The organism is Candidatus Poriferisodalis sp. (assembly GCF_965205175.1).
Lineage (GTDB): Bacteria > Actinomycetota > Acidimicrobiia > Acidimicrobiales > Poriferisodalaceae > Poriferisodalis.
Genome location: NZ_OZ242038.1, coordinates 970,865 through 992,498, shown reverse-complemented (window position 1 = coordinate 992,498; position 21,634 = coordinate 970,865). Strand labels below are relative to the sequence as shown.

Genomic DNA, 21,634 nt, shown 5'->3' with positions numbered 1-21,634 from the left:
CTGCACACCTAGTACGGCATCGTGCCACCGTCCACCGGAAACATGCAGCCGGTCATGTTGCGGGCCGCATCCGAAGCGAGATGCACCGCTACGTCTGCCACCTCTTCGACGGTGTTGAGACGCTTGATGGCCGACTCCTGCGCGAACGCCTCCAGCAACGCCTCGTAGCTTCCGAGGCCCATCGCTTCGGCGCTGGCCGGGCCGGTGGCACGCACGATGTCGGTCTCGATCAGCCCAGGCAAGATGGCATTGACCGTGATTCCCAGCGTGCCCACCTCGGCCGCAGCGGATTTCACGAGGCCGTTGACCGCATGCTTGGTGGCGGCGTAGCCGCCGATGCCGGGCTTGCCCAGCTTGCCCTCCACCGACGACGTCACGATCACCCGCCCGGACTGACGTGGCACCATGTGCTGCAGGGCTCGGCGCATGCCCCAGAACACTTGGTTCAGGTTCCAGTCCACTTCGAGGCGCCATTCCTCGTCGGTCATCTGGAAGATCGGTGCGGTCTCGCGCACGCCGCCGCTGTTGAGGCAACAGATGTCGAGCTGCCCGAACGTCTCGACTGCGAAATCGACCAGTCCCTCCACGGTCTCCTGACGAGCGGCGTCCCCGGCGAAGAACGCCACATCGGCCTCAGAGACGCCGAGCGAGTCGCACATCTCCTCGACGGCGCGTCGTCCTTTGTCACCGTCGCGTCCGTTGACCACTACCCGAGCGCCATGAGCCAAGAACGCCTCGGCCATGCCGCGCCCGATGCTGCGTGTGCCGCCGGTGATGCACGCCACGCGTCCCGCCAGCTTGGACGTGCCGCTCGATGCGGCCCCGCCAGCGGCGCCGACTTCATCGGTACCTACAGAGTCTGAGCCGTCAGCCTGCATGTCCTTGGCCTCCTTCGGCGCGCCTGTCGGTACTGCCTAGTACGGCGCCGTGCCGCCGTCGATGGAGATCAGCGAACCGCTGATCCCGCCTCCCGCGCTCGATGCCAGCAGCACGCACACCTCGGCGACGTCGCCGACCTCGTTCAGCCGCTTGATCGCGGACTCCTGCGCGAACTGCTCGAGCAGCTGCTCGTAGGTGAGACCCATGGCCTCGGCGGCCGGCGGCCCCTCAGCGGCCATGATGTCTGTCTCGATGGCGCCGGGGCACACCGCATTCACGGTGATGCCGAGCGGACCCACTTCCTGCGCTGCCGACTTCACCAAGCCATTGATGGCGTGCTTCGCGGCGACGTAGATGGAGATGCCGGGCTTGCCCACCTTGCCCTCCACCGACGACATGGCGATGATGCGGCCGCTGCCGCGGGGGATCATGTGGCCGAGCGCTGTTCGCATGGTCCAGAACGTGTGCCAGAAGTTCCACTCCAGCGAATCGGCCATGGCCTCGTCGGTGAGCTCTGCGACGGGGGCGTGCCCGCTGGCGCCGCCGGCGTTGGCGAACAGAATGTCGATCTTGCCGAAGCGCTCGACGGTGCCGTCGACGATGGCTTCGCAATCTGCTCGCTGCTTCACGTCGCCCGCAATGAAATGGACCCGGTCGCCGGCACCCATCTCTTCCAGCGCCCGCGCACCCTTGTGGGGGTCGCGGCCGTTGATCACCACGCTCGCACCCTCGCGCACGAACGCCTCGGCGGTCGCGCGCCCGATGCCGCGCGTGCCTCCGGTGATGCAGGCGACCATTCCGGTGAGTTCTGCCATCTGCCCCCGCCAGTTCGATACCCGAGTGATCGATACCCGAGTGAAGGACCGTCACCTCGATGTTCGGCCGATTGGATGCTCGGCCGATTGTAGGTCCGCCCAAACAACGCCGGTGAGCCGCCCGCCTACGCTGTGCGCCCTACGCTGTGCGGGTGCAAGCATCCATCGGCTCGCTGCTGAACCTCGACGGCAGAGTGGCACTGGTCACCGGCGGGGCGACCGGCATCGGCGAAGGCATCGCCCGCACACTGAGCGCTGCCGGGGCATCGGTGACGATCGGCGACATCGACGAAGCCGGTGCGTCACGCATCGCCCGCGAGATCGACGGCGAAGCTGTGCGGCTCGACGTCACCGACGCCGCGCAAGCCGCTGAGGCAGTGCGCAGCTTGGACGGTCTCGACCTGCTGGTGAACAACGCCGGCACCTATCGCGAGGCGGGCAGCATCTTGGACCAGTCCGTCGAGAGCTGGCAGCGCTCCATCGACGTCAACCTCGCCGGACTGTTTCACTGCTCCAAGCCGGCGGCCGAGTCCATGGTGGACGGCGGCCGGGCCGGCACCATCGTCGTCATCGCATCGGTGGACGGCGTGCTGCCCTGCCTGGGGACCGGCTACGACTCCGCCAAAGCTGCCGCAATCCAGTTCACACGAAGTCTCGCCGTGGACCTCGCACCGCACGGTATCCGAGTGAACGCCGTCAGTCCGGGACACGTTCCGGTGCCGACGCTCGCCAAGATGCGCTCCGGCGAGCTTCCGCCGCTGTGGCCGCAGAACCCGTCGCCGAGCGGTCTCATGGGCCCGCTGATGGCCCAGCGCTCATCGAACATCCCGCTCGGGCGGTCGGCCGAAGTCAGGGAGATCGCTCATGCCGTGCTGTTCTTGTCGAGCGCGGCCTCCAGCTACGTCACCGGCCAGAACCTCGCCGTCGACGGAGGATGGACGCTCATATGACCGACACGCTCCCGAGCGCGGTGCGGCCCGGTTCTGGTCCCGCGGTGAGCGACCCGTTCCCGCCCCAGCATCTGGGCAGTGACGACCGTGCGGAGATCGTCCAGCTCACCATCGACTACTGCTGGGCCTTGGACACTCGTGACTGGGAGGTGCTGCGCAGGGTGTTCACACCCGACGCAGTGACGGACCTCGGCATGGGCGGACAACGCGGCGTGGAGGAGATCATCGCACGTGTGTCAGGCGCGCTGAACCCGCTCGACGACAGCCAGCATCTCGTGGGCAACCATCAGATCGTCATCGACGGCGACACGGCGCGAGGCCGCTGCTACCTGCGCGCGCAGCACGTTCGGGAAGTCGACGGCGGCGGCTCAGTGTTCGAGATCGGCGGCCGCTACGAGGACGGCTACGTTCGCACTTCAGAGGGCTGGCGCATCTGTCGCCGCACCATCATTCCCATGTGGCGCGACGGCAACGTCGAGGTGGTGCTGGCGTCGGGGCGAGCAGGCGCCAGCCGAGGTGCCGAGGGCCGCGACGCGAGCTGAGTCTGCGCCCAGAGAAGGCTGGACGCGGGAGGCTGGGCGAGGAGGCCGCGTCAGCGACCGGCTGCGGCGTCGGCTCGTATGACGGCTGCCCCGGCGGGATCCACCAGCATCCCGTGTACCCACTGGTTGTGCGCGTGGCCGACGTGCTGCAGGCCGAATGCCTGCTGCAACGCCTGCGGGAAGCCCATGGCATCCACGGACTGGTTCACCGACATCTTGGCCAGCTTCAGCCCCATGCTCGGCCGCGACGCGATGCGAACGGCGAGCTCCAGCGTTGCCTGGGCAAGTTCGTCGCGAGGCACCACGCGGTTCACCATCCCGACGTCTCGCGCCTCGGCAGCAGACATTGACTCGCCAGTGAACAGCAGCTCCTTGGCGCGGCGCGCGCCCAGCTCGAAGGCATGCGCGAAGTACTCGACGCCGTTGACGCCGAACGCCACCACCGGGTCGGAGAAGGTGGCGTCTTCGCTGGCCACCACGAGATCGCACGGCCACACCAGCATCAGCCCGCCGGCGATCACCTTGCCCTGCACTTGGGCGATAGTCGGCTTGGGGATGTCACGCCATCGTGCGCACATGCCCGTGTAGATCTCCTGCTCGGTGGACATCCAGCCCTCAGCGCCTGGCTTGGCGAATCCTGCGACCGGCCCGACGGTGTCGAAGCCGTCCATCGACGACCGGTCACGCAGGTCATGCCCGGACGAGAAGTGCTTGCCGTGCGCGCCGAGAATGATCACCTTGACCTCGTCGTCTGCTGCGGCAGCGTCGAACGCGGCGGTGAGCTCGTAGAGCATCTGCTTGTCCTGCGCGTTGGCTGCCTCTGGACGATTCAGCATGATGCGAGCTACACCCGAGGCCGGCGACTCGCAGACGATCCGCTGGTAGCCGTTCGTGGATGCGGGGGCGGTCTGGGTGGGCTCTGCCTCGGTGGGGTCGTTGCTCTGATCGTTGCTTTGGGGTGGCCGGTCGCTCATGGGCGTACGGTAGTCACTCCCCGCGAAGTTCCGCTGCGGCTGCTAGACCGTTCGCATGCCTGCATATCTCATTGCGAATTACGATGTCGTGGATCCCGACCGGTACAAGGAGTACCAACGTGGCGCGGCACCCATCATGGCCGGAGGCGGGAAGCTGCTCGTGCTCGATCCCGCTTCGGTCGTCAAGGAAGGCGATGCCGGGGCGCAGACGGTCGTCATCGAGTACCCGAGCCTGGAAGCAGCTCGGGCGGCCTATGAGTCAGACGACTACCAAGCCGTCGTGGGCATCCGGCTGGCCGCGACCACGAACGGCCGCGCCGTGCTCGCCGACGGCATCGGCTGAGGTCGTTAGACACGACGACCAGATGCGATGACCAAGCTCACCGTCGAGGAGTTTGCGGCCCGAGCCGCAGACTGGCTGCGCCAGAACGCCGAGCCGAGGCCTGCCGCCGATGCGTCGGGCGGCCACGCTGAGAGCACCGCGCAGGCCAACGGCCAGTTCAGCGTGTCGGTGTTCCACGATCTGAGCTTCGCTGAGGAAGCCGACCTGCTCGAGCGGCTGCGCAGCTGGAATCAGTGCAAGGCCACGCAGGGCTACCACGCCGTAGCGTGGCCAGCCGCCTTCGGCGGACTCGGATTGAGTTCACGCCACGCTCGGGCGTACAGCCGTCTCGAGCGCGAGTACCAAGTGCCCGACAGTCACGAGCTGTTCAGCGTGACCGTGGGCCTCATGGCACCCACCGTGCGCGCGTTCGGCACACCTGAGCAGCAGGAGCAGTTCATCGGCAGCCTGCTGCGGACCGACCTGTATTGCTGCCAGCTGTTCTCCGAGCCCGGTGCCGGCTCCGACTTGGCGTCGCTGGGCTGCCGCGCCGTCCGCGACGGCGACGAGTGGATGGTCAACGGACAGAAGGTGTGGAGTTCGGGCGCGCAGTTCGCCGACTACGGGCTGCTCATCGCGCGCACGGACCCCGACCAGCCCAAGCACAAGGGGATGACGGCCTTCCTGCTGCCGCTCGATCGTGCCGGAGTGACGGTGCGGCCCATCAAGCAGATGAGCGGCGGAACCTCGTTCAACGAAGTGTTCTTCGACGATGTCCGCCTCGCCGACGATCTGAGGGTCGGCGCTGTCGGCGAAGGCTGGAAGGTGGCGCTGACCACGCTGGGCTTCGAGCGCGATCATTCCGCGACCGGCAGCTCAGGCGGCGGGCGGCGCCCCGGAGGGTCGTGGCGGCAGGTGCGCTCGACGGCCGAAGCCTTGGACGTCACCAGCAATCCGGTGGTGCGCGACGCGATGATGCGCCTCTACGTGCAGCTGCAGTCCGAGATCCACTTGAACCGCCGCGCTGCCGACTTGGCCCGGGGCGGCACTCCCGGACCGGAGGGCTCGCTCGGCAAGCTGAAGTGGACCGAAGGGATGCGGCTCATGGCCGACACGGTGTCGGCGATCTTGGGTCCGCGGCTCGTGGCCGACACGGGCGAGCGGGGAACCTACGCGTGGGGCGAGCACGTCCTGGGCGCCCCCGGCTACCGCATCGCCGGCGGCTCCGACGAGGTGCAGCGCAACATCATCGGCGAACGGGTGCTCGGCCTGCCCCCCGAGCCACGGGTGGACCGCAACATCGCGTGGAAGGACGTTCCGCGTTGAGCTACGCCCCGCTGAGTTAGGGGCACAGCGATTCAGCAGTCGCACACCGCCTGCGGCGAATCACGAACAACGAGCCCACGAAGAACAGGAGACAGGCCATGGATCTCGGACTGAACGGCAAGAGGGCGCTGGTGACCGGCGCCACCAAGGGCATTGGGCGGGCTGTGGCGGAGACGCTGCTGGCCGAGGGCGCATCGGTTGCGATCTGTGCCCGCGACGCTGACGGCGTCGCTGCCGCGGTAACCGAGCTGTCCGGCAGCGGGACGGTCTGCGGCAGCGCCGTCGACGCGGGCGAGCTCGACAGCCTCACTGCGTGGGTGAACAGCTCCGCCGAACAGCTGGGCGGCATCGACGTGTACGTACACAACACGTCCGCCAAGCCGCAACGCAAGCTGGAGGACTGGATCAACAACTTCCGCGTCGATCTCACCGCATTGGTGGGCGGGGTGGCCGCCGCGCAGGAAGCCTTGGCCGACGGCGGCGGATCGCTCATCAGCATCGGCACCACGGCAGTGGCTGAGCACTTCGCGACGGGTTCGAGCAGTTACTCGGCGTTCAAGGCAGCGGTCACCAACTGGACGCTGGGCCAGGCGCAGGTGCTCGGCGCCCAAGGCATCCGCTGCAACGTCGTGCAGCCCGGCCCCATCTTCATCGAGGGTGGCGACTGGCACCGCATCCAGGAGCACATGGGCGACTTCTTCGCCGCCACGCAGAAGTCCCACCCGGGCGGCGACTTGGGCTCCGCGCAGGACGTCGCCAACGCCGTGGTGTTCTTGGCGTCGGACGCCGCGAAGCACATCAACGGCGCGAACCTCACCGTGGACGGCGGCTTCACCAAGCGGGTCAACTATTGAGCGACAGCGACGAAGCCCGAGACAGCGCGCAGAGCGAGCCGCCTGCTCGCGTTGACGCGCATCTCGTGGCAGGCGGCAAGTACCACGACATCGATTTCGCGCGCGCCGAACTGCTGGGGCTGCTGGCGGAGCATCCGCATGTGCGAGTAACCGTCTGGCCCGATTACGAGGCCGCCGAGGCCATCTGTCGCGGCGCGTTCCTGGTCAGCTACACCTGCGACGTGCGTCCCTCGCGGCCGGCGCAGGAAGCGATCTCCGACTGGGTGCGCGGCGGCGGGCGCTGGGTTGCCCTGCACGGCACGAATGCAGCGCTGGACCTCGGCCGGCCGAACGGCGTGGAGTCGCCGCGAGTGTTTCCCGTGTGGGCGCGCACGCTCGGGAGCCAGTTCGTTGCGCATCCGCCCATCCAGCCGTACTCGGTCGAGGCCGCCGACCCGGCCCACTGGCTGGTTGCCGGCATCGAGGCCTTCGAGACCGACGACGAGCTGTACCTGATGGAATACCACGGCCGTGCCGACCTGCACCCGCTGCTGCACACGCACTGGTCTGGCCAGGCACGCGGCTTCGCGGAGTTCGACTGGGCCGACACCGAATCGGCACATTTGGTCCAGTACCTGCGTCCGCTCGGGCAGGGCGCAGTGCTGTACAACACGCTCGGCCACTGCCGAGGGCACTGGGACATGGCGCCGGTGCTGGCGTACTACCCGACCGTCGAGCGGTGTTCGTGGACGAAACCGCAGTACTACGAGCTGCTGCGACGTGCGATCCGCTGGGCGCTCCGCGAGGAACCCGCGGACGGCTGAGCCCGCTGCACCAGTCGCTGTACCAGTCTTCGGGGCCCACGTCGAACTGGCCCGAAGCGAGCCGGCCCGGAGTCGAGTCAGGCGCCGGTCAGCCGGAGGTCGAGACGCTTCAGGCCGCGCAGCATGAAGCTGGGGTGGTACTCGTAGGTATTGGCGACGTCAAGCTCGAACGAGGACAGACGGCGGCTCAGCTCCTCGAGGGCCACTCTGCCTTCGAGCCGTGACAACGCAGCCCCGACGCAGAAGTGAATGCCGCGTCCGAATGCCAGATGGCTCGAAGCGCCGGCACGCTCGGGGCAGAACGACTGCGGATCGTCGAACACCTGCGGATCGCGGTTGGCAGCGGAGTACATCACCACCACACGAGCACCGGCCGGAATCTCGACCCCGGCCACCGTGGTGTCCTTGCGCACCACCCGGAACATGCCCTGAGTCGGCGTCGAGAGGCGCAACGCCTCTTCCACCACCGCACGCGCCCGTGCGGCGTCGTCTTGCAACGCCTGCCACTGCGCTGGATGCTCGCCCAGCAAGCGCATCGTCTCGGTCAGCAGCTTCGTCGTGGTCTCGTTGCCGGCGACGAGCAGCTGCTGGATGATGCTGAGCATCTCCGCCATGTTCAGCGGTGCGTCCGACACCTCGCTGTCCTCGATGCCGTCCTGGTCCCGGTCGATCCGGGCATGGAGCAGCTTGGTCAACAGATCGTCCTGCGGCGACGTCTCGCGCAACTCGAGTTGGCGCGCGAAGTACTTCTGGTACTCGATCACGTCGCGCTCAGCCTCAAGACGCTCCTCGATGGAGATGTTGGTGCCGATTCCGGCGATGGACGCGTCACTCCAACGCTTGAAGTCGGCGAGCCGGTCATCGGGCACGTTCAGTGCCTTCGCGATCACCGTGACCGGCAGCGGCACGGCGAACGCCTCCACGAAATCGATCGAGCTGCCGTCGGATGTCGCGGCCAGCATCGCCTCGATCAGTCCGACGGTGATGTCGCGGATCGTCGGCTCCAGGTCTGCAATGACCTTCGGCGTGAACGCCTTGCTGATGAGCCGCCGAAAGCGGGTGTGCGCCGGCGGGTCGGCGGTCAGCATGGTCCGCACACGCGGGTAGCCGCCTTCGCTGCGGTACAGCTGCGCCATGCGCTCGGCCAGTTCGCTGCTGATGTAGCCGCTGGTGTCGAACTCCGAGGAGAACGTGTCGGTGTCGCGCACCACCTCCACGATGTCCTCGTAGCGGGTGATCAGGTAGAGCGGGGCGTCTCCCATGGCGGTCTCGAAGACGGGTGCCTCGTGTTGCATCTTGGCGTAGTAGGCGTGCGGGCACTGCTGGATCGCCGGGTCGAACAGCCCGAAATCGGCCAGTTCGACGGAGTCGGCAGTGCGCGGATCACCAGCCAGACTGCTCACGGAGGTGGTCGTTGCGGCCATGTGCGTACCTTCCCCTCAGGTGCCCGACAGTGCAGCTACCACCGGGGCGAATGCCTGCATGTTCGCGCCGCCGACGGTCACGTAGCTGATGCCGTACTCGTCGCGGCGCCGCTGCAGCGTCTCGCAGATCTCATCGACCGAGCCGATGAGCGCATGCGGATGGTGCGCCAGCACCTCGGGCGTCATGCCCAGCGCCTTCGACATCGCATCCAGCGTCGCCTTGGTGGCGTCGGTCACCGTCGTGAAGTAGGCGCCGATCTCGATCTCCAGGTCGTCGAAGCGTTCCCCGGCGCCATCGCGCACCCAGCCGATCTTCGCCGCAGTGCCCGACGCAGTGCCGGACCCGATGCCGTGCGCGCCGATCTTGCCTGCGGAGTTGTCGAAGTTGATCGAGACGATGTCGGCCAGTGCCCCCGCTGTCCGCAACACCCGCGGCGATCCGCCGCCGATCATGACCCTGGGTCCGCCCGGCTGCGGCGAGGCGGGCACGGCGGCCATGTCGTGAACCTGCACGTGCTCGCCGTCGAAGTCGAGCTCCTCGCCGGCGAAGAACGCCCGCGCCAGCTGCACGTGCTCGACCATGCGCTCGATTCGGATGCCGGGGCGCTCCATCGGCACGCCCATCGCCTTGTACTCGCTGGTGACCCAGCCTGCGCCGAATCCGGGTTCCAGTCGGCCGTCGGACAGCAGGTCGACGGTGGCCAGCGACTTGGCCAGCACCACTGGCTGGTGGTAGTCCACGCACATGACCCGCGCCCCGATGAGCAAGCGTTCGGTCACCGCCGCGGCGGTGGCCATCGCGGGCAGCGCCGCCAGATTCTGGGGCGGGTGGCTCGCGGCGGTCATCGCCGCTCCCGGACCGAGGTAGTGGTCGGCCAGATGCAGACAGCTGTAGCCGAGATCCTCCGCCGAACGAGCCACGTCCTTCCACTCGGCGGCGCTGTCGGCGCTGAACGCTTGCACGCCGAAGCGGAATGGCCGGCTCACTGGGGCAGCTCCACGACGGTGACTCGGCCGTTGTTGCCGTCCACCTCGACTACCGCGCCGTCGGGGATGATCTTCGTGGCGCCCTCAACCGAGACCACACACGGCAGCCCCAGTTCGCGGCTCACGATGATGGCGTGGCTGATCTGGCCGCCCACGTTCACCACCGCTGCACCTGCGGTCATGAACAGCGGCGTCCATCCCGGATCGGTGCTCGGCGCCACCATCACGTCGCCCGGGTCGAGTGCGCCCGGATCGCCAGGATCGGTGATCACCCGTGCTCGTCCCGTGTAGACGCCCGGGCTGCCGGCCAGACCCGTGAGCACGTCGCCCTCGCCGGCCGCTGTCGCGGTGGTCTGATCCTTGCGGGGCCATTCGCTCAGCGGAGGCACCTGCGCGTCGGCGATGATGAACGGCGGTTCGAGGTCGGCCAGCTGCCGCCACTGCGCGTCGCGCTCGGCGAGTGTGTCAGCGAACGACGCCGGGTCGGCCACGAAGTCGTCCAGCTCGGCGGAGAGCAGCATGAAGACGTGGAACGGATCGCCGATGTTGCCAGCTGCGGTGTGGCGGCGGCCCAGCTCCCGGAACACCATCCGGCCCTCGTGCACCGTCTTGATGATGTTCGTCTTGGTGCGCTCGCGGTAGACCATGAAGTTCGCCGCAACCAGCGCTGCCTCGAACTGGCCGGTCAGCTCCTCGTTGCCGATCTCGCTCAGCTTGGCACGAACTTCGGCGGTGAGCGCTTCGCGTTCAGCGGTGCGCGCTTGCGCGCGCCGATGCGGTGACTCGTCGTCGTCTTGGAGGCGGATCCGATCCAGCATCGCCAGCACCAATGCGGGCTTAGTCTCCCACGTCTCGGCACTGATCTCCCACTCGTTCGGCCCGCGGCTGCCGAACTCGACCAAGAAGGCATCGAAGTCGGCCACGAAATCCTGCGCTGGCGCGTCGTGCGAGGACCGCAGCCGCTGCTCGAGGCCGTCTAGGCCCGCATCGAAGAGCGCCGTCAGCGTCGTCGAGCCGCGGATGGCCCGTCCCAGCTCCCACAGCGAGAGGCTGGGAGCTGCCGAGTCCACGTCGCCGAGTCCGGCAACCAGGCGCATCGGGATTGTGGTATCGCCGATTGCCTCGCCTACCACGCCGAAGATCCCCGGCGCGATGCCCGACGAGGACGACGACATGTAGTGCTGGTCGAAGCCCCACACCAGGTCCGGCAGTGTGGAGCGAGCGCGTTCGAGCAGTTGTGCATCGCTCAGCGCAGTGAGGTCGGGGCGCTCGCGGCGCACCTGGTTCACATGGTCGCAGTCTGCCATCAGCTCTGGCCATTGCGTGCGGGACATGATCCAGCCGATGTGCGCCATGATCCCGTCGGTCAGATGCGGCTTGGCGTCGTCGGGATGCTCCTCATAGGGCGGCACGTCGGGATGGTCGCCGAAGAACGCCGTGTCGAGCTGCTCCACCGTCACGATCGGATTGCGGACGCCCTGCATCCGGATGTTCGCCAGATTGTTGTAGAAGTAGCCGCCGAAGAAGCCGAAGACCTCCGGCAGGACCGGGTCGTACTCATGGGGCTCGTACAGGCCGGTGCGGCAGGAGCCCTGCGCTGCACCGTGGATGATGCCCTCGTCCCACGTGAACTTCTGGCACAAGGGCGTCACGGGCGAGGGCATGACCTCCCCCGCGTTGGCACGCGTGTAGTGCGGCCAACGCCTGCTGGGCTCGTAGTCGGTGATCCACCGGTCCCGCATGTGTGCTTGCCCTCCTCACGCGCTGCACGCCCGCTCTGCACGCCGCCCGGCTCGCAGCGATGCATGGACGCAACGCCAGACGACACTAGTGCGAACAGCGCGGCAGCGACGCGGCGGCCGGGCTGATCGGCCGATTGGCTGATGAGCGAGTCAGCGAGTCCGGAGCCGAGCACCCACCTCGGCGGCACCGCCGTCGTCGGCCAGACGCGGGGTCAGGTCCACCATCGCGCCGTCGGCGGTCTCGCTGATCGCGTGGGTCGCCACGTCCTCCCACGCCGGAGGGCCCTGCACGCTGCCGTCTCGCACGTCGAAGCCGGCGCCGTGCAGCGGGCACACCAGCACCGGGCCCCTCAGGCGGCCGCTGCTCAGCGGCGTGTCGGCGTGGCTGCACTTGTCGACCAGCGCGCGCAGCTGCCCGTCCACCCGGCACACCACCACGCCGTGGGTGCCGAGTTCGGGGAACGACGTCATCTGGCCGTCGCGCAGGTCGCCTAGGTCGCCGAGGTTGACACAGGCTGCGCCGTCGGCTGAGGCTGCGGCTGTCTCTGTCTGGCCGCCTGCGGCATCGCTCACAGCGGCCCCATGGCGAGGTAGCGGTCGATGTTGTCGTGGAAGAAGCGGATGCGGCGCTCCTGGGCGGGCATGTAGTCGCCGCGGTAGCCGCGCGAGCGCAGGCCCTGCTGCTGAGTCGTCCAGATCGCCACGTCCTGATCGATGCCCGGGCCGCACGAGACTTCGCCCACCTTGCCGATCTGATGCTTTACCTGGTGGTCGACCGACACCCAGTCGCGCATCGAGTTCGAGTAGTACTCCTTCGCGCCACGCGGAAACAGCGTCAGGTACCACATGTCGAAGACGCACTTCTGCGGATCGGTCGGATGCGGCGTGCCGCGCAGCCAGATGCAGCCGTCGGGCTTCATGGAGAAGCTGAGATTGGGGAACACCGTGTAGTGGTAATGGTCGGTGAGCTGCTCGTCTGAGTAGGAGGAGAAGTCGTAGCCCTTGGCGGTGCCCAGCTCGCGTTTGCGCTGCTGCAGGGCGGTGCGCAGGCCGCTCACGTCGGAGGTGAACGGCGACGGGTCCAGCTCCCAGAACTCCATGTCAGCCTTGAGGCTCTGGAGCGTGCGCTCGGTGCGGCCCTGATAGTGCGGGCCGGGCCCGCCGCCGGGCATCAGCATCCTGGCGTGGCCGTTGGGGTACATGTCGAACTGGCAGCCGCTGTGGTGCTCGTTCATGGAGTGCAGCGTCTGCGGGTGAACGAAGGGCAGGTGGTAGCTCTCGTTGAAGTTGTCCTGCACGCACTTCCAGTTCCAGTCCCCGATGACGGTGACCCAGTGGGTGCGCTTCATGTCCTCCATGCGGTACGCGTCGAGGTGGTCGGCGACCGGGTGCAGCCACGAGCGCAGGTCGTCGCACGCCTGGTCCATGTTGAACCAGATGAAGCCGGCCCAGGTGTCGCAGGGAATCTCGACCAGATTCCGATTGCCGCACGGGCTGCCCTGGGGAAAGTCGTCTTCGTCGTGGACCCAGCGCAGCACTCCGGTGGTGTCGAAGCGCCAGCCGTGATAGGCGCACTGAAACTCGCCGGTTGCCAGCGTGCCGACGTCGCTGCTGACCAGTCGGTTGCCGCGGTGCTGGCAGACGTTGAAGAACGCGCGGATGCGGCCGTCGTCGCCCCGCACGCACAGCACCGAGTCGCGGCCGACCTCATAGGTGACGTAATCGCCCGCCTCGGGCACCTGGTCCACGCGCCCGGCCACCTGCCAGACCCGAGGCCACAGGGCATCCCATTCTGCTTGCGCGACGTCGGCCGAGAAGTAACGCTCACCGGTGATGGGGCGAGCGCTCATCTCCGGTTCCGGCGCCTTGGCGCGGCTGATTCCTCTGATCTCGATGACATCGCTCACGACTGCTGCCTTTCTCCGCCGGTGCCAGTGTGCGGGCCGAGTCATACCGAGCTGGTTCGGCGCTGACTCGGCGTGCCGCATACGGCACGCGCTGTGGCACCTGCTGGGTCCACAGTAACGCGCGGTCGCGTGCCGCGATCAGGGCGCAGGCTGGTCGGGCAGTGCCAGTTCGCCTGCGAGATACGCCTCACGCAAGCGGCGCTTGTTGAGCTTGCCCATGGTGCTGCGACCCAGGTCTGCGACCAGCTCGTAGCTGCGCGGACACTTCATCGGGGTCAGACGCGTCGCCAGCCACGCTGCGACCTCTTCGGCGTCGAACCCGCCGACTGCGCCGTCTCGGGGCACGATGAGCGCTCGAAGCTCTTCGCCCATCTCCGGGTGCGGCACGCCGATGCACGCCACGTCGGCAATCGCCGGGTGATCCACCAAGTGCTGCTCCGCCTCGGCCGGGTAGAGGTTCGCGCCGCCGCTGACCACCATGTCGCTGAAGCGGTCGGTGACATAGACGTAACCGTCGTCGTCGATGCGGCCGATCTCGCCGAGCGTGAACAGGCCGGGCTCGGGGTTGGACGCAGCGGTCTTGGCGGGATCGTTCGGATAGACGATCCCTCGGCCGCTGGCGTCACGGAAGTACAGACGGCCTTCGGTGTTCGGTGCCAGCTCGTTGCCCGCCTCGTCGAGCACGAGCGCGGAGAACGGCGCTATCGGTCGGCCCACGGATCCCCGGTGCGCCAGCCACTCCTCGCTGGTGATCGAGCACACCGTGCCCACTTCGGTTGCGCCGTACGCGTCGGTGAACACCGGGCCCCACCAGTCGATCATCGCCTGCTTGACCTCCACGGGACAGCTCGCCCCGGTGTGCGCCACCAGCCGCATGGAGCTGACGTCGTAGCGGTCCTTGACCTCGGGTGGCAGCCCCAGCAGCCGCACGAAATGCGTGGGGACCATCACTGAGCTGCCCGTGCGGTAGCGATCGACGGCCGCCAAGGTGGCCTCGGCGTCGAATCGGCCGAGAATGACCGACGGGGTTCCCGTGGCCAGCAGGCGCATTCCCGACAGCGGTCCGGTGTGGTACATCGGCCCCACCACCAGGTGCGTGCCGGATCCGGCGAAGCGTCCGGCTGCGAGCGCCGCCAGGTGCTCGCTCATGTTGGTACCGCCGGCGAACATGGTGGGCGGCAGCTCGGTTCCCTTGGGGGTGCCAGTGGTGCCTGAGGTGTACAGCAGGTTCGCCAGTGGAGTGATGTCGTCGGGCGGATCGGCATCGTCAGCGTCGGCGAGCCAATCTGTCCACGGCACGATGTCACGCCGCAGCGCGTCGCAGTCCCAGCCGACAACTTGGCTGACGCCCGCCGTGCGTGCTGCGGCCAGGCCGCGTTCAGCAGTTGCCGGGCCGACGAACAACACCTCGGTCTGCGAGTCGGCGAGCACGTAGGCAGCCTCGGCGGCGTTGAGGTGAAAGTTGACCGGCACCGAGGAGCATCCGGCCAGCAGGCCGCCCAAGTGGGCGAGTGCTACCTCGGCAGCGTTCTCCGCAAACACGGCAATGCGCCGACGCGGGCCCAGCGCAGTTGCGAGCAACGCCTGCGCGCAACGGTTCAAGGCGAGATCGACCTGTCCCCACGTCATCTCGCCGTTGGGATCGACCAGAGCGAACCCGGTCGGGTCCATCGCAGCGGCCGCTTTGGCAAAGGCAGGCATAGGGCGCAGCTCGGCAGGCTAGTTTCACGGGGCTGGCGCGTCTCACGCAGAAGGAGGCCGAGCGATGGCACGCATCGAGGTACCGCCCGGCACGGGCAAAGAAGCATCCCGCCTGTGGAACATCGCACCGCATCTGGGCGAAGGGCTCCACGCCATGAGTGCCGCGGTGTACGAGCAGTGCAGCTTGCCGATTCGCGAGCGCGAGGCGATGCGCATGAGAATTGCGCAGCTCAACCGATGCCACGTCTGACTGAACACTCGGGCTGCATCGGCGATGCAGCAAGGCATGGACGACGAACTCTACGGCGCCGTCGACCGCTACAGCGAGATCGACGAATTCTCCGAGCGTGAGAAGCTCGCCATCGAGTTCGGCGAGCGATTCGCGCTGGACCACACCTCGATCGACGACGAGTTCTGGGCACGGCTGAGCGAGCGCTTCTCAGAGCGAGAACTGCTGGAGCTCACGGTCACGGCCGGGTTCTGCACCGGCATCGGACGCGCACTCCAAGTGCTGGACGTGGCCGTCGACTTCGACGTGCTGTGGAGCCGCGAACCGGCACACGCCCCGTGAGCCGGCCGGCAGCCGCCCTTGGCGGTGAGGACGACGGCGTCCGGCGTGAACCCGGCGGCGACAGCCAAGACAGCTACGTCGACAGCTACGAGGACGTCTCGGTGTTCAGCCTGTCCGACGAGCGCGAGCAGCAGTTGCTCTCCGCTCAGACGGAATGCACGTTCATGTGGACGAACAGCGCCGGCGAGCCGGTCGGCGTCATCATGAACTTCGTAATGCGCGACGGCCGCTTCTGGGTCACCTGCACCCGCCGGCGCAAGCGGGTGCCGGCGGTGATCGCCCGGCCGCGTGTCGCCCTCGCGATCTCTAGCCGCGGCACCGACATCGGCATCAGCCAGACCGTCACCTACAAGGGCACGGCCGCAGTGCGGGACGACGACGCTGCCAAGGCTTGGTTCTATCCGGCGCTGGCAGCACGGGTGCGGCCCGGCGACGACGCTGCGCAAGCGGCGTTCTGCAAGCACCTCGACACCGACGGGAGGGTGATCATCGAGATCGAGCCCGACCTGCGCATCGGCTTCGACGCAGAGCAGATGTTCAAGAACTCCCCGGCCGGACGGACTGCATCGTTCGTGCAGACTCCCGGCGACTGACGGGCCAGCGCCGAGCCTGCTTGCGCCGTCGTTCAGTCCCCTGAGCCAGCCTCGCCGGAGGGGGCCTCGCCGGACTGGGTCTTGGCGAACTGGGCGTTCAGGAACTGGCCAGAGAGGTCCTGCGGGCCGCCGTAGTGAACGGTGAGCTCGCGGCTGGCGAATCTCCAGCCGTCGTCAGTGAGGACGTAGGCATCGTCGTAGTGGGCGAGCAACTTGCCCTTCTCGCCGCCGACCCGCTCGAAGTGCTCGGCGATGTACCAGCGCCCGGTTCCGGTGCCGGTCTCGGCGTCCAGCTCGTAGGTGCCGTTCAACACCGTCTGCACCACGGCGGAGAACCTGCTCATGGCACCGTGCCAGAACTCGACGATGGCGTCTCGTCCGACCAGTCGACGGCCCTGGCCGAGATCCCAGTGCGCGTCGAGGGCCCACGTCGACCCCCACTGCACGCCGTCGTGATGCACCACGGCGTCGGCATAGAGATGGACCAATGCGGCAATCGGATCTCGGCTCGGCGCAGACATATGCTCACCTTAGGCGGGCACTGGCTCGGCGAGCACTGGCGGCCGCGGCTGAGATTGCGGCTTAGATTTCAGGCATGGACGTCAGCATTCCTGCCTGCACCGCAGATGTCAGCGCCGAGTGGCTGACCGCAGTCCTGCGCGACAGCGGCACCATCGGTGCGCAGACCTCGGTGACCAGCATCGCCTGCGAGCCATCGGCAATCGGCGTGGGGTTCATGGGCGAAGTCGGCCGAGTCGAGGTCCGCTACGCGAATGCGACCGGCGGCGAGCCGGCGTCGGTGGTAGTGAAGTTCCCGACGGCAAACCCCGAGGTCGCCGCCATGATGCGTCCCACACGCGTCTATGAGCGGGAACACCGCTTCTACGCGGAGCTGGCGCACCTCACACCGCTGCGGACGCCCCGCACCTACCACATCACCTGCGAGACCTCACCGGACCCCGACGAGGACGAGCGCTACCTGCTGGTCCTCGAGGATCTCAGCTCGATGACCTTGGGCGATCAGCTCGCAGGGCTGAGTGCGGAGCAGACGGCCAGCGCGCTGACCGGGCTGGGCGCGCACCATGCACGGTTCTGGAACGGCGCTGGACTCGAAGCGGCGAGCTTCGTTCCCGACATCGACGGTCCGCTGAATCTGATCGGCCAATCGATCTACGCCGCATCGCTGCCCGGCTTCCTCTCGCTGTTCGACGACGCACTCGAACCCGAGACGCGCAAACTGGCACGGGACTACGAGGCGAATCACCCGCAGCTGCTGAGGCGGCTGGGCGCCATGCCACGAACCTTGGTCCACTTCGACTACCGAGCCGACAACCTGTTCTTCGACGACGCTGCCGCTGATGTGACCGCGGGAGGCGTAGGCGAAGTGGCCGCCATTGACTTCCAAGCAATCAGCGCCGGCGGAGGCGCTGCCGATGTCGGCTACCTGCTGAGCCAGAATCTGGAGTCCAGCACGCGCCGCCTCCACGAAATCGAACTCTTGCACTGCTACCACGATGCACTCGCGGCCGGCGGCGTGCGCGACTATCCCTTCGAGCAGCTCCTCGACGACTACCGGGTCGGGCTGATCTACGGATGGGTGATTCCGGTGTTCGCCACCGGCACCCTCGACTCCTCAAGCGAACGGGCCATGGCGCTGTGGACCGCCGCCATCGAGCGGGTCACCGACGCCGTCTTCCAGCACGGCGCGCACGAGTTGCTCACCGAGCGAAAGGACACCAGTTGATACCGGAACACACCTCTGACATCACGGTTGACTGGCTCAACGAGCGGCTGGCCGACGTACCAGGCATCGGCACCGTCGTCGGTCTCGAACGAGAGCCGCTGGGGGTCGGCGTGGGGATCCTGGGAGAGCTGTCCAGGCTGAAGCTCAGCTACGCCGCCGGTCACGACGGTCCTTCGACGCTCATTGCCAAGTGCCAGTCGGCGTTCGAGGAGAACATCGCGTTCGCGCAGGCCATGGGCTTCTACGTGCGCGAGATCAACTTCTACAACCAGATCGCTCCGGATATCGCGTTGCGCGTGCCGCACTGCTACGCCGCGGACATGGCGCCGGGCGGCATCCCGTTCGTGCTGCTCCTCGAAGAGATCGTGGGCGCCCGCATGATCGACCAGCTGGCCGGCGCCAGCCGAGCGGACTGCACGAGCGTGGTCGCGTGCGTGTCCAGCCTGCACAGCCGCTTCTGGGAATCCGAGGAGCTGTACGCGCTGGACTGGCTGCCCCCGATGAACAACGACCTCTACAAGGGCGCCGCTGCGATACAGACCGCGCTGTGGGACGGCTTCACGGCGCGCTGGGGCAGCCGGCTGCCTCGCACGGCACTGGACAGCATCGAGCGGGTCACCGGCTGCTACGGCGAGTTGCTGGACTGGTGGGCCGACCAAGGCAACGCCACCTTCACCCACACCGACTGCCGTGCCGACAACTACCTGTTCGGCGGATCGGCCGGGACCGACGTCACCACCGTGCTGGACTTTCAGCTCAGCACCCGCCATGTCGGCGTGTGGGACATCGCCAACTTCATGGCGGCGTCGGTGACCACGGCGAATCGGCGCGCGTGGGAGCACGACGTGGTGCACGAGTACCACGCAGCGCTGCTGGCCAAGGGCGTCAGCGACGAGTACACGTTCGAGCGGTGCTGGCGCGAGTATCGCTACTGCCTGTTGCAGCAGGCTTGGGCCATCACGGTCGCAGCGGACCTGGAGCCGGCCAACGAACGCGGCCGTGCATTGCTGGACGCCATGACGATCCGACCGTTTCAGGCCGTGGAAGACCTCCGAGCCTGGGAGAACCTCGACGAGCTGGCCTGAGTGCTGCCTGGGCGCAGCGGTCGGCGCGAGCTGCGAAGATGGCGAGGCCGCGCAGTACTCGAACGGCGAGGGGGCACACCGACATGAGCAGCGTTTCGACCACAGCTTCGCACGACGAGCCCGGCACCGCTGACGCCCCGCAGATCGGCAGCTTCCTCGACCCAGCCATCCAAGACGACCCCTTCGACACGTATGCACTGATGCACGAGCGGTGCCCCGTGCATCGCCTGCCGGAGAACGACCTGTACATGGTGACGCGCTACGACGACGCGAAGTCGGTGCTGACCGATCCGCAGACGTTCTCCAACGATCCGACCGGCACCGCGCGGCGCAACAGCTCGGCCAGCCGCGCGGCAGCCCAAGTGTTCGCTGAGCGCGGCTGGGTGCGCGCCAAGACGCTGCAGCGGACCGATCCGCCCAACCACACCCACTACCGGCGCCTGCTGAGCCGCGCGTTCACCGCGAAGCGCATGGAATCGCTGGTGCCTCGCATCGAGCAGCTCTGCCACGAGCTCATCGACGGCTTCGCCGACACCGGCGCGTGCGAGTTCGTGAGCGACTTCGCATTGCCGCTGCCGGGCATCATCATCTGCGAGCAGCTAGGCCTCGACGCGTCGGAGTACCCGACGTTCAAACGCTGGGCGGACGCGATGCTGGCAACCGCGCAGAAGGTGCTGACCCCGGCCGAGGCCGTCGAATACACCGAGACCGAACTGGAGGCGCAGCACCATCTCGCACGGGAATTCGCGGCGCGACGCGCCGTTCCGGCGGACGACATCATCTCGTGGCTCGTCCATGCCCACCTCGACGATGACGCCGCTTCGATCAACTCGACAGCCATCGACGAGCCGCTGACCGACGAAGAGCTACAGGACCTGCTGCACCAGCTGGTCACCGGCGGCTTCGAGACGACGACGGCCGCGTTGGGCACCGGACTGTGGCTGCTCATCCGTCACCCCGACCAGATGGCCAAGCTGCGTGCAGACCGGTCGCTGCTCAACAACTTCATAGACGAGAGCCTGCGATTCGACAGCCCTGTCGCCGGTCTGTGGCGTACCGCCACCTGCCCGACATCCGTGGCCGGAAGCGAGATTCCGCAGGGTGCCGCGGTGATGGTTCGCTACGCGGCGGCCAACCGCGACGCTGCCAAGTTCGCGGATCCGGATGTGTTCGACATCGAACGCCCCAATGCCAAGGACCACATTGCGTTCGGCTGGGGCAACCACTTCTGCGTCGGGGCATGGCTGGCGCGTGCCGAGCTGCGCTGTGCGTTCACCGCTCTGTTGGATCGGCTGGACGGCATCGAGCTAGCGCGCCCGCTCGACGACCTGCCCCACGAGTTCAGCTTCATGCTCCGACCGCTCAAGGAGCTGCCGATCCGGTTTCGTGCGACTGGTGCCTGAAGCTGTCCGGCGCGTGGATTCGTTGCCGGCATGCCATCACGCTTGCCGGCAGCAGCACCAGTTCGTGGGCGAACTCCAGCACCCGCAGCGCAACGGCGAACGCGGCGGCTTCGCCGACGCCGAAGCGCTCGGCTAACAGCGCCGCGACCACGACCTCGCGCACGCCCAGCCCCGCTGGCGTGATGCCGACCATGCCCGCAACGATGCCCGCCGCCACAGCACCGGCGACCAGCCAGACGTCGTCGGCGCCGACGGCCAGCAGCGCCGCTGCCAGCAGCACTGCGGCCATGAGCCGCTGCGCAACTGCGCACCCATCGACGACGGCGGCTCGCCAGACGGCTGCGGGTGACGCCGTGAGCGTGACCGAGCGGAGGCGTTCGCTCAGCCGGCGGCGGAGCGGCAGCCGGCGCGCCGAGCGCTCGATGTGCTGCCACCAGCGCCCGGCGCCCGCCAGCGTCCACGGCAGCGTCACCAGCCCGACTGCGGCACCCACGCCGATCACGGCACGCGCCGGCCAGCCACCCGCGCTGCCTAGCCAGTCGCTGGGCGCCCAGAGCGCAGCGCACAAGCCGGCCCAGCCGGCGAGAGTGGCCGTCTCGACCACGACAGAGGCGGCGGCGGCGGCTCGGCGCACCCCGAACGGCGCAGCCAACGCGGCTCTGGCAGCGAGCGGCACCAGACCGGTGGGCAAGTAGCGGGTGGCCTGCGACAGCATCCAGACGCGCACGGCGGGCCGACGCGCAAGCGGCGTGCCGTAGCCGCCGATGAGTTCGCGCCACGCCAGCGCCAAGCACACCGTGGCGGTCGTCGAGACGACCACTGCGGCCACGAGCGCGCCCGCGTCGACATCGAGGCTGATACTGCGCAGGTCGTCCCAGCTGCGCACGGCCAGCCAGACGATCATGGCGGCCGTCGCGAGACCCAACGCCCAGCGCACGGCTCTGCCTGCCGCGCGGCACGCGAAGCCGGCGCCGCTCGCCTGCGCTGCCGGGTCGAACGGCATGGACTCGGG

At 67.8% G+C, this 21,634-nt stretch carries 23 protein-coding genes; 12 read left to right on the top strand and 11 right to left on the bottom strand.

Features of this window, described 5'->3' with window-relative positions:
• Positions 1-8: 8 nt before the first annotated feature.
• Together ACOGI4_RS04405 and ACOGI4_RS04400 are read right to left on the bottom strand one after the other, a co-directional pair.
• A complete protein-coding gene (locus tag ACOGI4_RS04405; protein WP_419842718.1) occupies positions 9-878 on the bottom strand; it encodes an SDR family NAD(P)-dependent oxidoreductase in 870 nt (289 codons plus the stop codon).
• Positions 879-914: 36 nt separating this feature from the next.
• On the bottom strand, positions 915-1,694 hold the full coding sequence (locus ACOGI4_RS04400; protein WP_419842717.1) for an SDR family NAD(P)-dependent oxidoreductase: 780 nt from the start codon (positions 1,692-1,694) through the stop codon (positions 915-917).
• Positions 1,695-1,846: 152 nt separating this feature from the next.
• Between ACOGI4_RS04400 and ACOGI4_RS04395 the strand changes: the two genes are divergently transcribed.
• Together ACOGI4_RS04395 and ACOGI4_RS04390 are read left to right on the top strand one after the other, a co-directional pair.
• Positions 1,847-2,644, top strand: coding sequence for an SDR family NAD(P)-dependent oxidoreductase (locus tag ACOGI4_RS04395; protein WP_419842716.1), 798 nt, complete (start codon positions 1,847-1,849; stop codon positions 2,642-2,644).
• Positions 2,641-3,186: a nuclear transport factor 2 family protein gene (locus ACOGI4_RS04390; protein WP_419842715.1), complete on the top strand. Its 546-nt coding sequence runs from the start codon at positions 2,641-2,643 to the stop codon at positions 3,184-3,186. Before ACOGI4_RS04395 ends, ACOGI4_RS04390 begins: the two co-directional genes overlap by 4 nt.
• A 50-nt stretch (positions 3,187-3,236) precedes the next feature.
• Here the strand turns inward: ACOGI4_RS04390 and ACOGI4_RS04385 are convergent, their stop codons facing one another.
• Positions 3,237-4,160 (bottom strand): enoyl-CoA hydratase, encoded by a 924-nt coding sequence (locus ACOGI4_RS04385; protein ID WP_419842714.1) that lies wholly within the window; start codon positions 4,158-4,160, stop codon positions 3,237-3,239.
• Positions 4,161-4,215: 55 nt separating this feature from the next.
• Here ACOGI4_RS04385 and ACOGI4_RS04380 point away from each other — a divergent pair, with 55 nt between their 5' ends.
• From ACOGI4_RS04380 to ACOGI4_RS04365, 4 genes are all read left to right on the top strand, one after another.
• Positions 4,216-4,503 carry a DUF1330 domain-containing protein gene (locus tag ACOGI4_RS04380; RefSeq protein WP_419842713.1) on the top strand — a complete coding sequence of 96 codons (288 nt, stop codon included), beginning with the start codon at positions 4,216-4,218 and terminating at the stop codon, positions 4,501-4,503.
• 27 nt (positions 4,504-4,530) lie between these two features.
• Positions 4,531-5,808, top strand: coding sequence for an acyl-CoA dehydrogenase family protein (locus ACOGI4_RS04375; RefSeq protein WP_419842712.1), 1,278 nt, complete (start codon positions 4,531-4,533; stop codon positions 5,806-5,808).
• A gap of 98 nt (positions 5,809-5,906) precedes the next feature.
• A complete protein-coding gene (locus ACOGI4_RS04370; RefSeq protein ID WP_419842711.1) occupies positions 5,907-6,662 on the top strand; it encodes an SDR family NAD(P)-dependent oxidoreductase in 756 nt (251 codons plus the stop codon).
• Entirely contained in the window at positions 6,659-7,465 is an 807-nt protein-coding gene (locus tag ACOGI4_RS04365) for a ThuA domain-containing protein (protein ID WP_419842710.1), read from the top strand. The genes ACOGI4_RS04370 and ACOGI4_RS04365 overlap by 4 nt, the downstream gene beginning before the upstream one ends.
• Positions 7,466-7,542: 77 nt before the next feature.
• Here the strand turns inward: ACOGI4_RS04365 and ACOGI4_RS04360 are convergent, their stop codons facing one another.
• The 6 genes from ACOGI4_RS04360 to ACOGI4_RS04335 form a co-directional block, all read right to left on the bottom strand.
• Complete coding sequence (locus ACOGI4_RS04360; RefSeq protein WP_419842709.1) at positions 7,543-8,868, bottom strand: cytochrome P450; 1,326 nt, start codon at positions 8,866-8,868, stop codon at positions 7,543-7,545.
• 36 nt (positions 8,869-8,904) lie between these two features.
• Positions 8,905-9,876: a TIGR03621 family F420-dependent LLM class oxidoreductase gene (locus ACOGI4_RS04355; RefSeq protein ID WP_419842708.1), complete on the bottom strand. Its 972-nt coding sequence runs from the start codon at positions 9,874-9,876 to the stop codon at positions 8,905-8,907.
• Positions 9,873-11,618 carry a PEP-utilizing enzyme gene (locus ACOGI4_RS04350; RefSeq protein WP_419842707.1) on the bottom strand — a complete coding sequence of 582 codons (1,746 nt, stop codon included), beginning with the start codon at positions 11,616-11,618 and terminating at the stop codon, positions 9,873-9,875. The genes ACOGI4_RS04355 and ACOGI4_RS04350 overlap by 4 nt, the downstream gene beginning before the upstream one ends.
• Before the next feature lie 150 nt (positions 11,619-11,768).
• Positions 11,769-12,191 (bottom strand): Rieske (2Fe-2S) protein, encoded by a 423-nt coding sequence (locus tag ACOGI4_RS04345; protein ID WP_419842706.1) that lies wholly within the window; start codon positions 12,189-12,191, stop codon positions 11,769-11,771.
• Positions 12,188-13,525 carry an aromatic ring-hydroxylating oxygenase subunit alpha gene (locus ACOGI4_RS04340; protein WP_419842705.1) on the bottom strand — a complete coding sequence of 446 codons (1,338 nt, stop codon included), beginning with the start codon at positions 13,523-13,525 and terminating at the stop codon, positions 12,188-12,190. Before ACOGI4_RS04340 ends, ACOGI4_RS04345 begins: the two co-directional genes overlap by 4 nt.
• A gap of 138 nt (positions 13,526-13,663) precedes the next feature.
• A complete protein-coding gene (locus tag ACOGI4_RS04335) occupies positions 13,664-15,226 on the bottom strand; it encodes an AMP-binding protein (RefSeq protein WP_419842704.1) in 1,563 nt (520 codons plus the stop codon).
• A gap of 64 nt (positions 15,227-15,290) precedes the next feature.
• Between ACOGI4_RS04335 and ACOGI4_RS04330 the strand changes: the two genes are divergently transcribed.
• From ACOGI4_RS04330 to ACOGI4_RS04320, 3 genes are read left to right on the top strand one after another with little or no spacing between them, the layout of a single operon-like run.
• Positions 15,291-15,476, top strand: coding sequence for a hypothetical protein (locus ACOGI4_RS04330; protein WP_419842703.1), 186 nt, complete (start codon positions 15,291-15,293; stop codon positions 15,474-15,476).
• 36 nt (positions 15,477-15,512) lie between these two features.
• The gene (locus tag ACOGI4_RS04325) at positions 15,513-15,797 is read left to right on the top strand and encodes a carboxymuconolactone decarboxylase family protein (RefSeq protein ID WP_419842702.1); all 285 of its coding nucleotides are present in this window, start codon (positions 15,513-15,515) and stop codon (positions 15,795-15,797) included.
• The gene (locus ACOGI4_RS04320) at positions 15,794-16,390 is read left to right on the top strand and encodes a hypothetical protein (RefSeq protein WP_419842701.1); all 597 of its coding nucleotides are present in this window, start codon (positions 15,794-15,796) and stop codon (positions 16,388-16,390) included. The genes ACOGI4_RS04325 and ACOGI4_RS04320 overlap by 4 nt, the downstream gene beginning before the upstream one ends.
• 32 nt (positions 16,391-16,422) lie before the next feature.
• Here ACOGI4_RS04320 and ACOGI4_RS04315 read toward each other — a convergent pair whose 3' ends face one another.
• Complete coding sequence (locus tag ACOGI4_RS04315; protein ID WP_419842700.1) at positions 16,423-16,911, bottom strand: nuclear transport factor 2 family protein; 489 nt, start codon at positions 16,909-16,911, stop codon at positions 16,423-16,425.
• 74 nt (positions 16,912-16,985) lie between these two features.
• Between ACOGI4_RS04315 and ACOGI4_RS04310 the strand changes: the two genes are divergently transcribed.
• The 3 genes from ACOGI4_RS04310 (at position 16,986) to ACOGI4_RS04300 (ending at position 20,622) form a co-directional block, all read left to right on the top strand.
• Positions 16,986-18,134 carry an oxidoreductase family protein gene (locus ACOGI4_RS04310; RefSeq protein WP_419842699.1) on the top strand — a complete coding sequence of 383 codons (1,149 nt, stop codon included), beginning with the start codon at positions 16,986-16,988 and terminating at the stop codon, positions 18,132-18,134.
• Positions 18,131-19,219 (top strand): phosphotransferase, encoded by a 1,089-nt coding sequence (locus ACOGI4_RS04305; protein WP_419842698.1) that lies wholly within the window; start codon positions 18,131-18,133, stop codon positions 19,217-19,219. The genes ACOGI4_RS04310 and ACOGI4_RS04305 overlap by 4 nt, the downstream gene beginning before the upstream one ends.
• Positions 19,220-19,302: 83 nt before the next feature.
• Positions 19,303-20,622 carry a cytochrome P450 gene (locus tag ACOGI4_RS04300; RefSeq protein ID WP_419842697.1) on the top strand — a complete coding sequence of 440 codons (1,320 nt, stop codon included), beginning with the start codon at positions 19,303-19,305 and terminating at the stop codon, positions 20,620-20,622.
• Here ACOGI4_RS04300 and ACOGI4_RS04295 read toward each other — a convergent pair.
• On the bottom strand, positions 20,582-21,625 hold the full coding sequence (locus tag ACOGI4_RS04295) for a lysylphosphatidylglycerol synthase domain-containing protein (protein WP_419842696.1): 1,044 nt from the start codon (positions 21,623-21,625) through the stop codon (positions 20,582-20,584). The genes ACOGI4_RS04300 and ACOGI4_RS04295 overlap by 41 nt on opposite strands.
• Positions 21,626-21,634 lie beyond the last annotated feature (9 nt).

Bases quoted from the DNA above. Each gene is read 5' to 3' on its own strand.
- ACOGI4_RS04405 (WP_419842718.1), bottom strand. From the start codon at position 878: ATGCAGGCTGACGGCTCAGACTCTGTAGGTACCGATGAAGTCGGCGCC.
- ACOGI4_RS04400 (WP_419842717.1), bottom strand. From the start codon at position 1,694: ATGGCAGAACTCACCGGAATGGTCGCCTGCATCACCGGAGGCACGCGC.
- ACOGI4_RS04390 (WP_419842715.1), top strand. From the start codon at position 2,641: ATGACCGACACGCTCCCGAGCGCGGTGCGGCCCGGTTCTGGTCCCGCG.
- ACOGI4_RS04385 (WP_419842714.1), bottom strand. From the start codon at position 4,160: ATGAGCGACCGGCCACCCCAAAGCAACGATCAGAGCAACGACCCCACC.
- ACOGI4_RS04380 (WP_419842713.1), top strand. From the start codon at position 4,216: ATGCCTGCATATCTCATTGCGAATTACGATGTCGTGGATCCCGACCGG.
- ACOGI4_RS04375 (WP_419842712.1), top strand. From the start codon at position 4,531: ATGACCAAGCTCACCGTCGAGGAGTTTGCGGCCCGAGCCGCAGACTGG.
- ACOGI4_RS04370 (WP_419842711.1), top strand. From the start codon at position 5,907: ATGGATCTCGGACTGAACGGCAAGAGGGCGCTGGTGACCGGCGCCACC.
- ACOGI4_RS04350 (WP_419842707.1), bottom strand. From the start codon at position 11,618: ATGCGGGACCGGTGGATCACCGACTACGAGCCCAGCAGGCGTTGGCCG.
- ACOGI4_RS04335 (WP_419842704.1), bottom strand. From the start codon at position 15,226: ATGCCTGCCTTTGCCAAAGCGGCCGCTGCGATGGACCCGACCGGGTTC.
- ACOGI4_RS04330 (WP_419842703.1), top strand. From the start codon at position 15,291: ATGGCACGCATCGAGGTACCGCCCGGCACGGGCAAAGAAGCATCCCGC.
- ACOGI4_RS04325 (WP_419842702.1), top strand. From the start codon at position 15,513: ATGGACGACGAACTCTACGGCGCCGTCGACCGCTACAGCGAGATCGAC.
- ACOGI4_RS04315 (WP_419842700.1), bottom strand. From the start codon at position 16,911: ATGTCTGCGCCGAGCCGAGATCCGATTGCCGCATTGGTCCATCTCTAT.
- ACOGI4_RS04310 (WP_419842699.1), top strand. From the start codon at position 16,986: ATGGACGTCAGCATTCCTGCCTGCACCGCAGATGTCAGCGCCGAGTGG.
- ACOGI4_RS04300 (WP_419842697.1), top strand. From the start codon at position 19,303: ATGAGCAGCGTTTCGACCACAGCTTCGCACGACGAGCCCGGCACCGCT.
- ACOGI4_RS04295 (WP_419842696.1), bottom strand. From the start codon at position 21,625: ATGCCGTTCGACCCGGCAGCGCAGGCGAGCGGCGCCGGCTTCGCGTGC.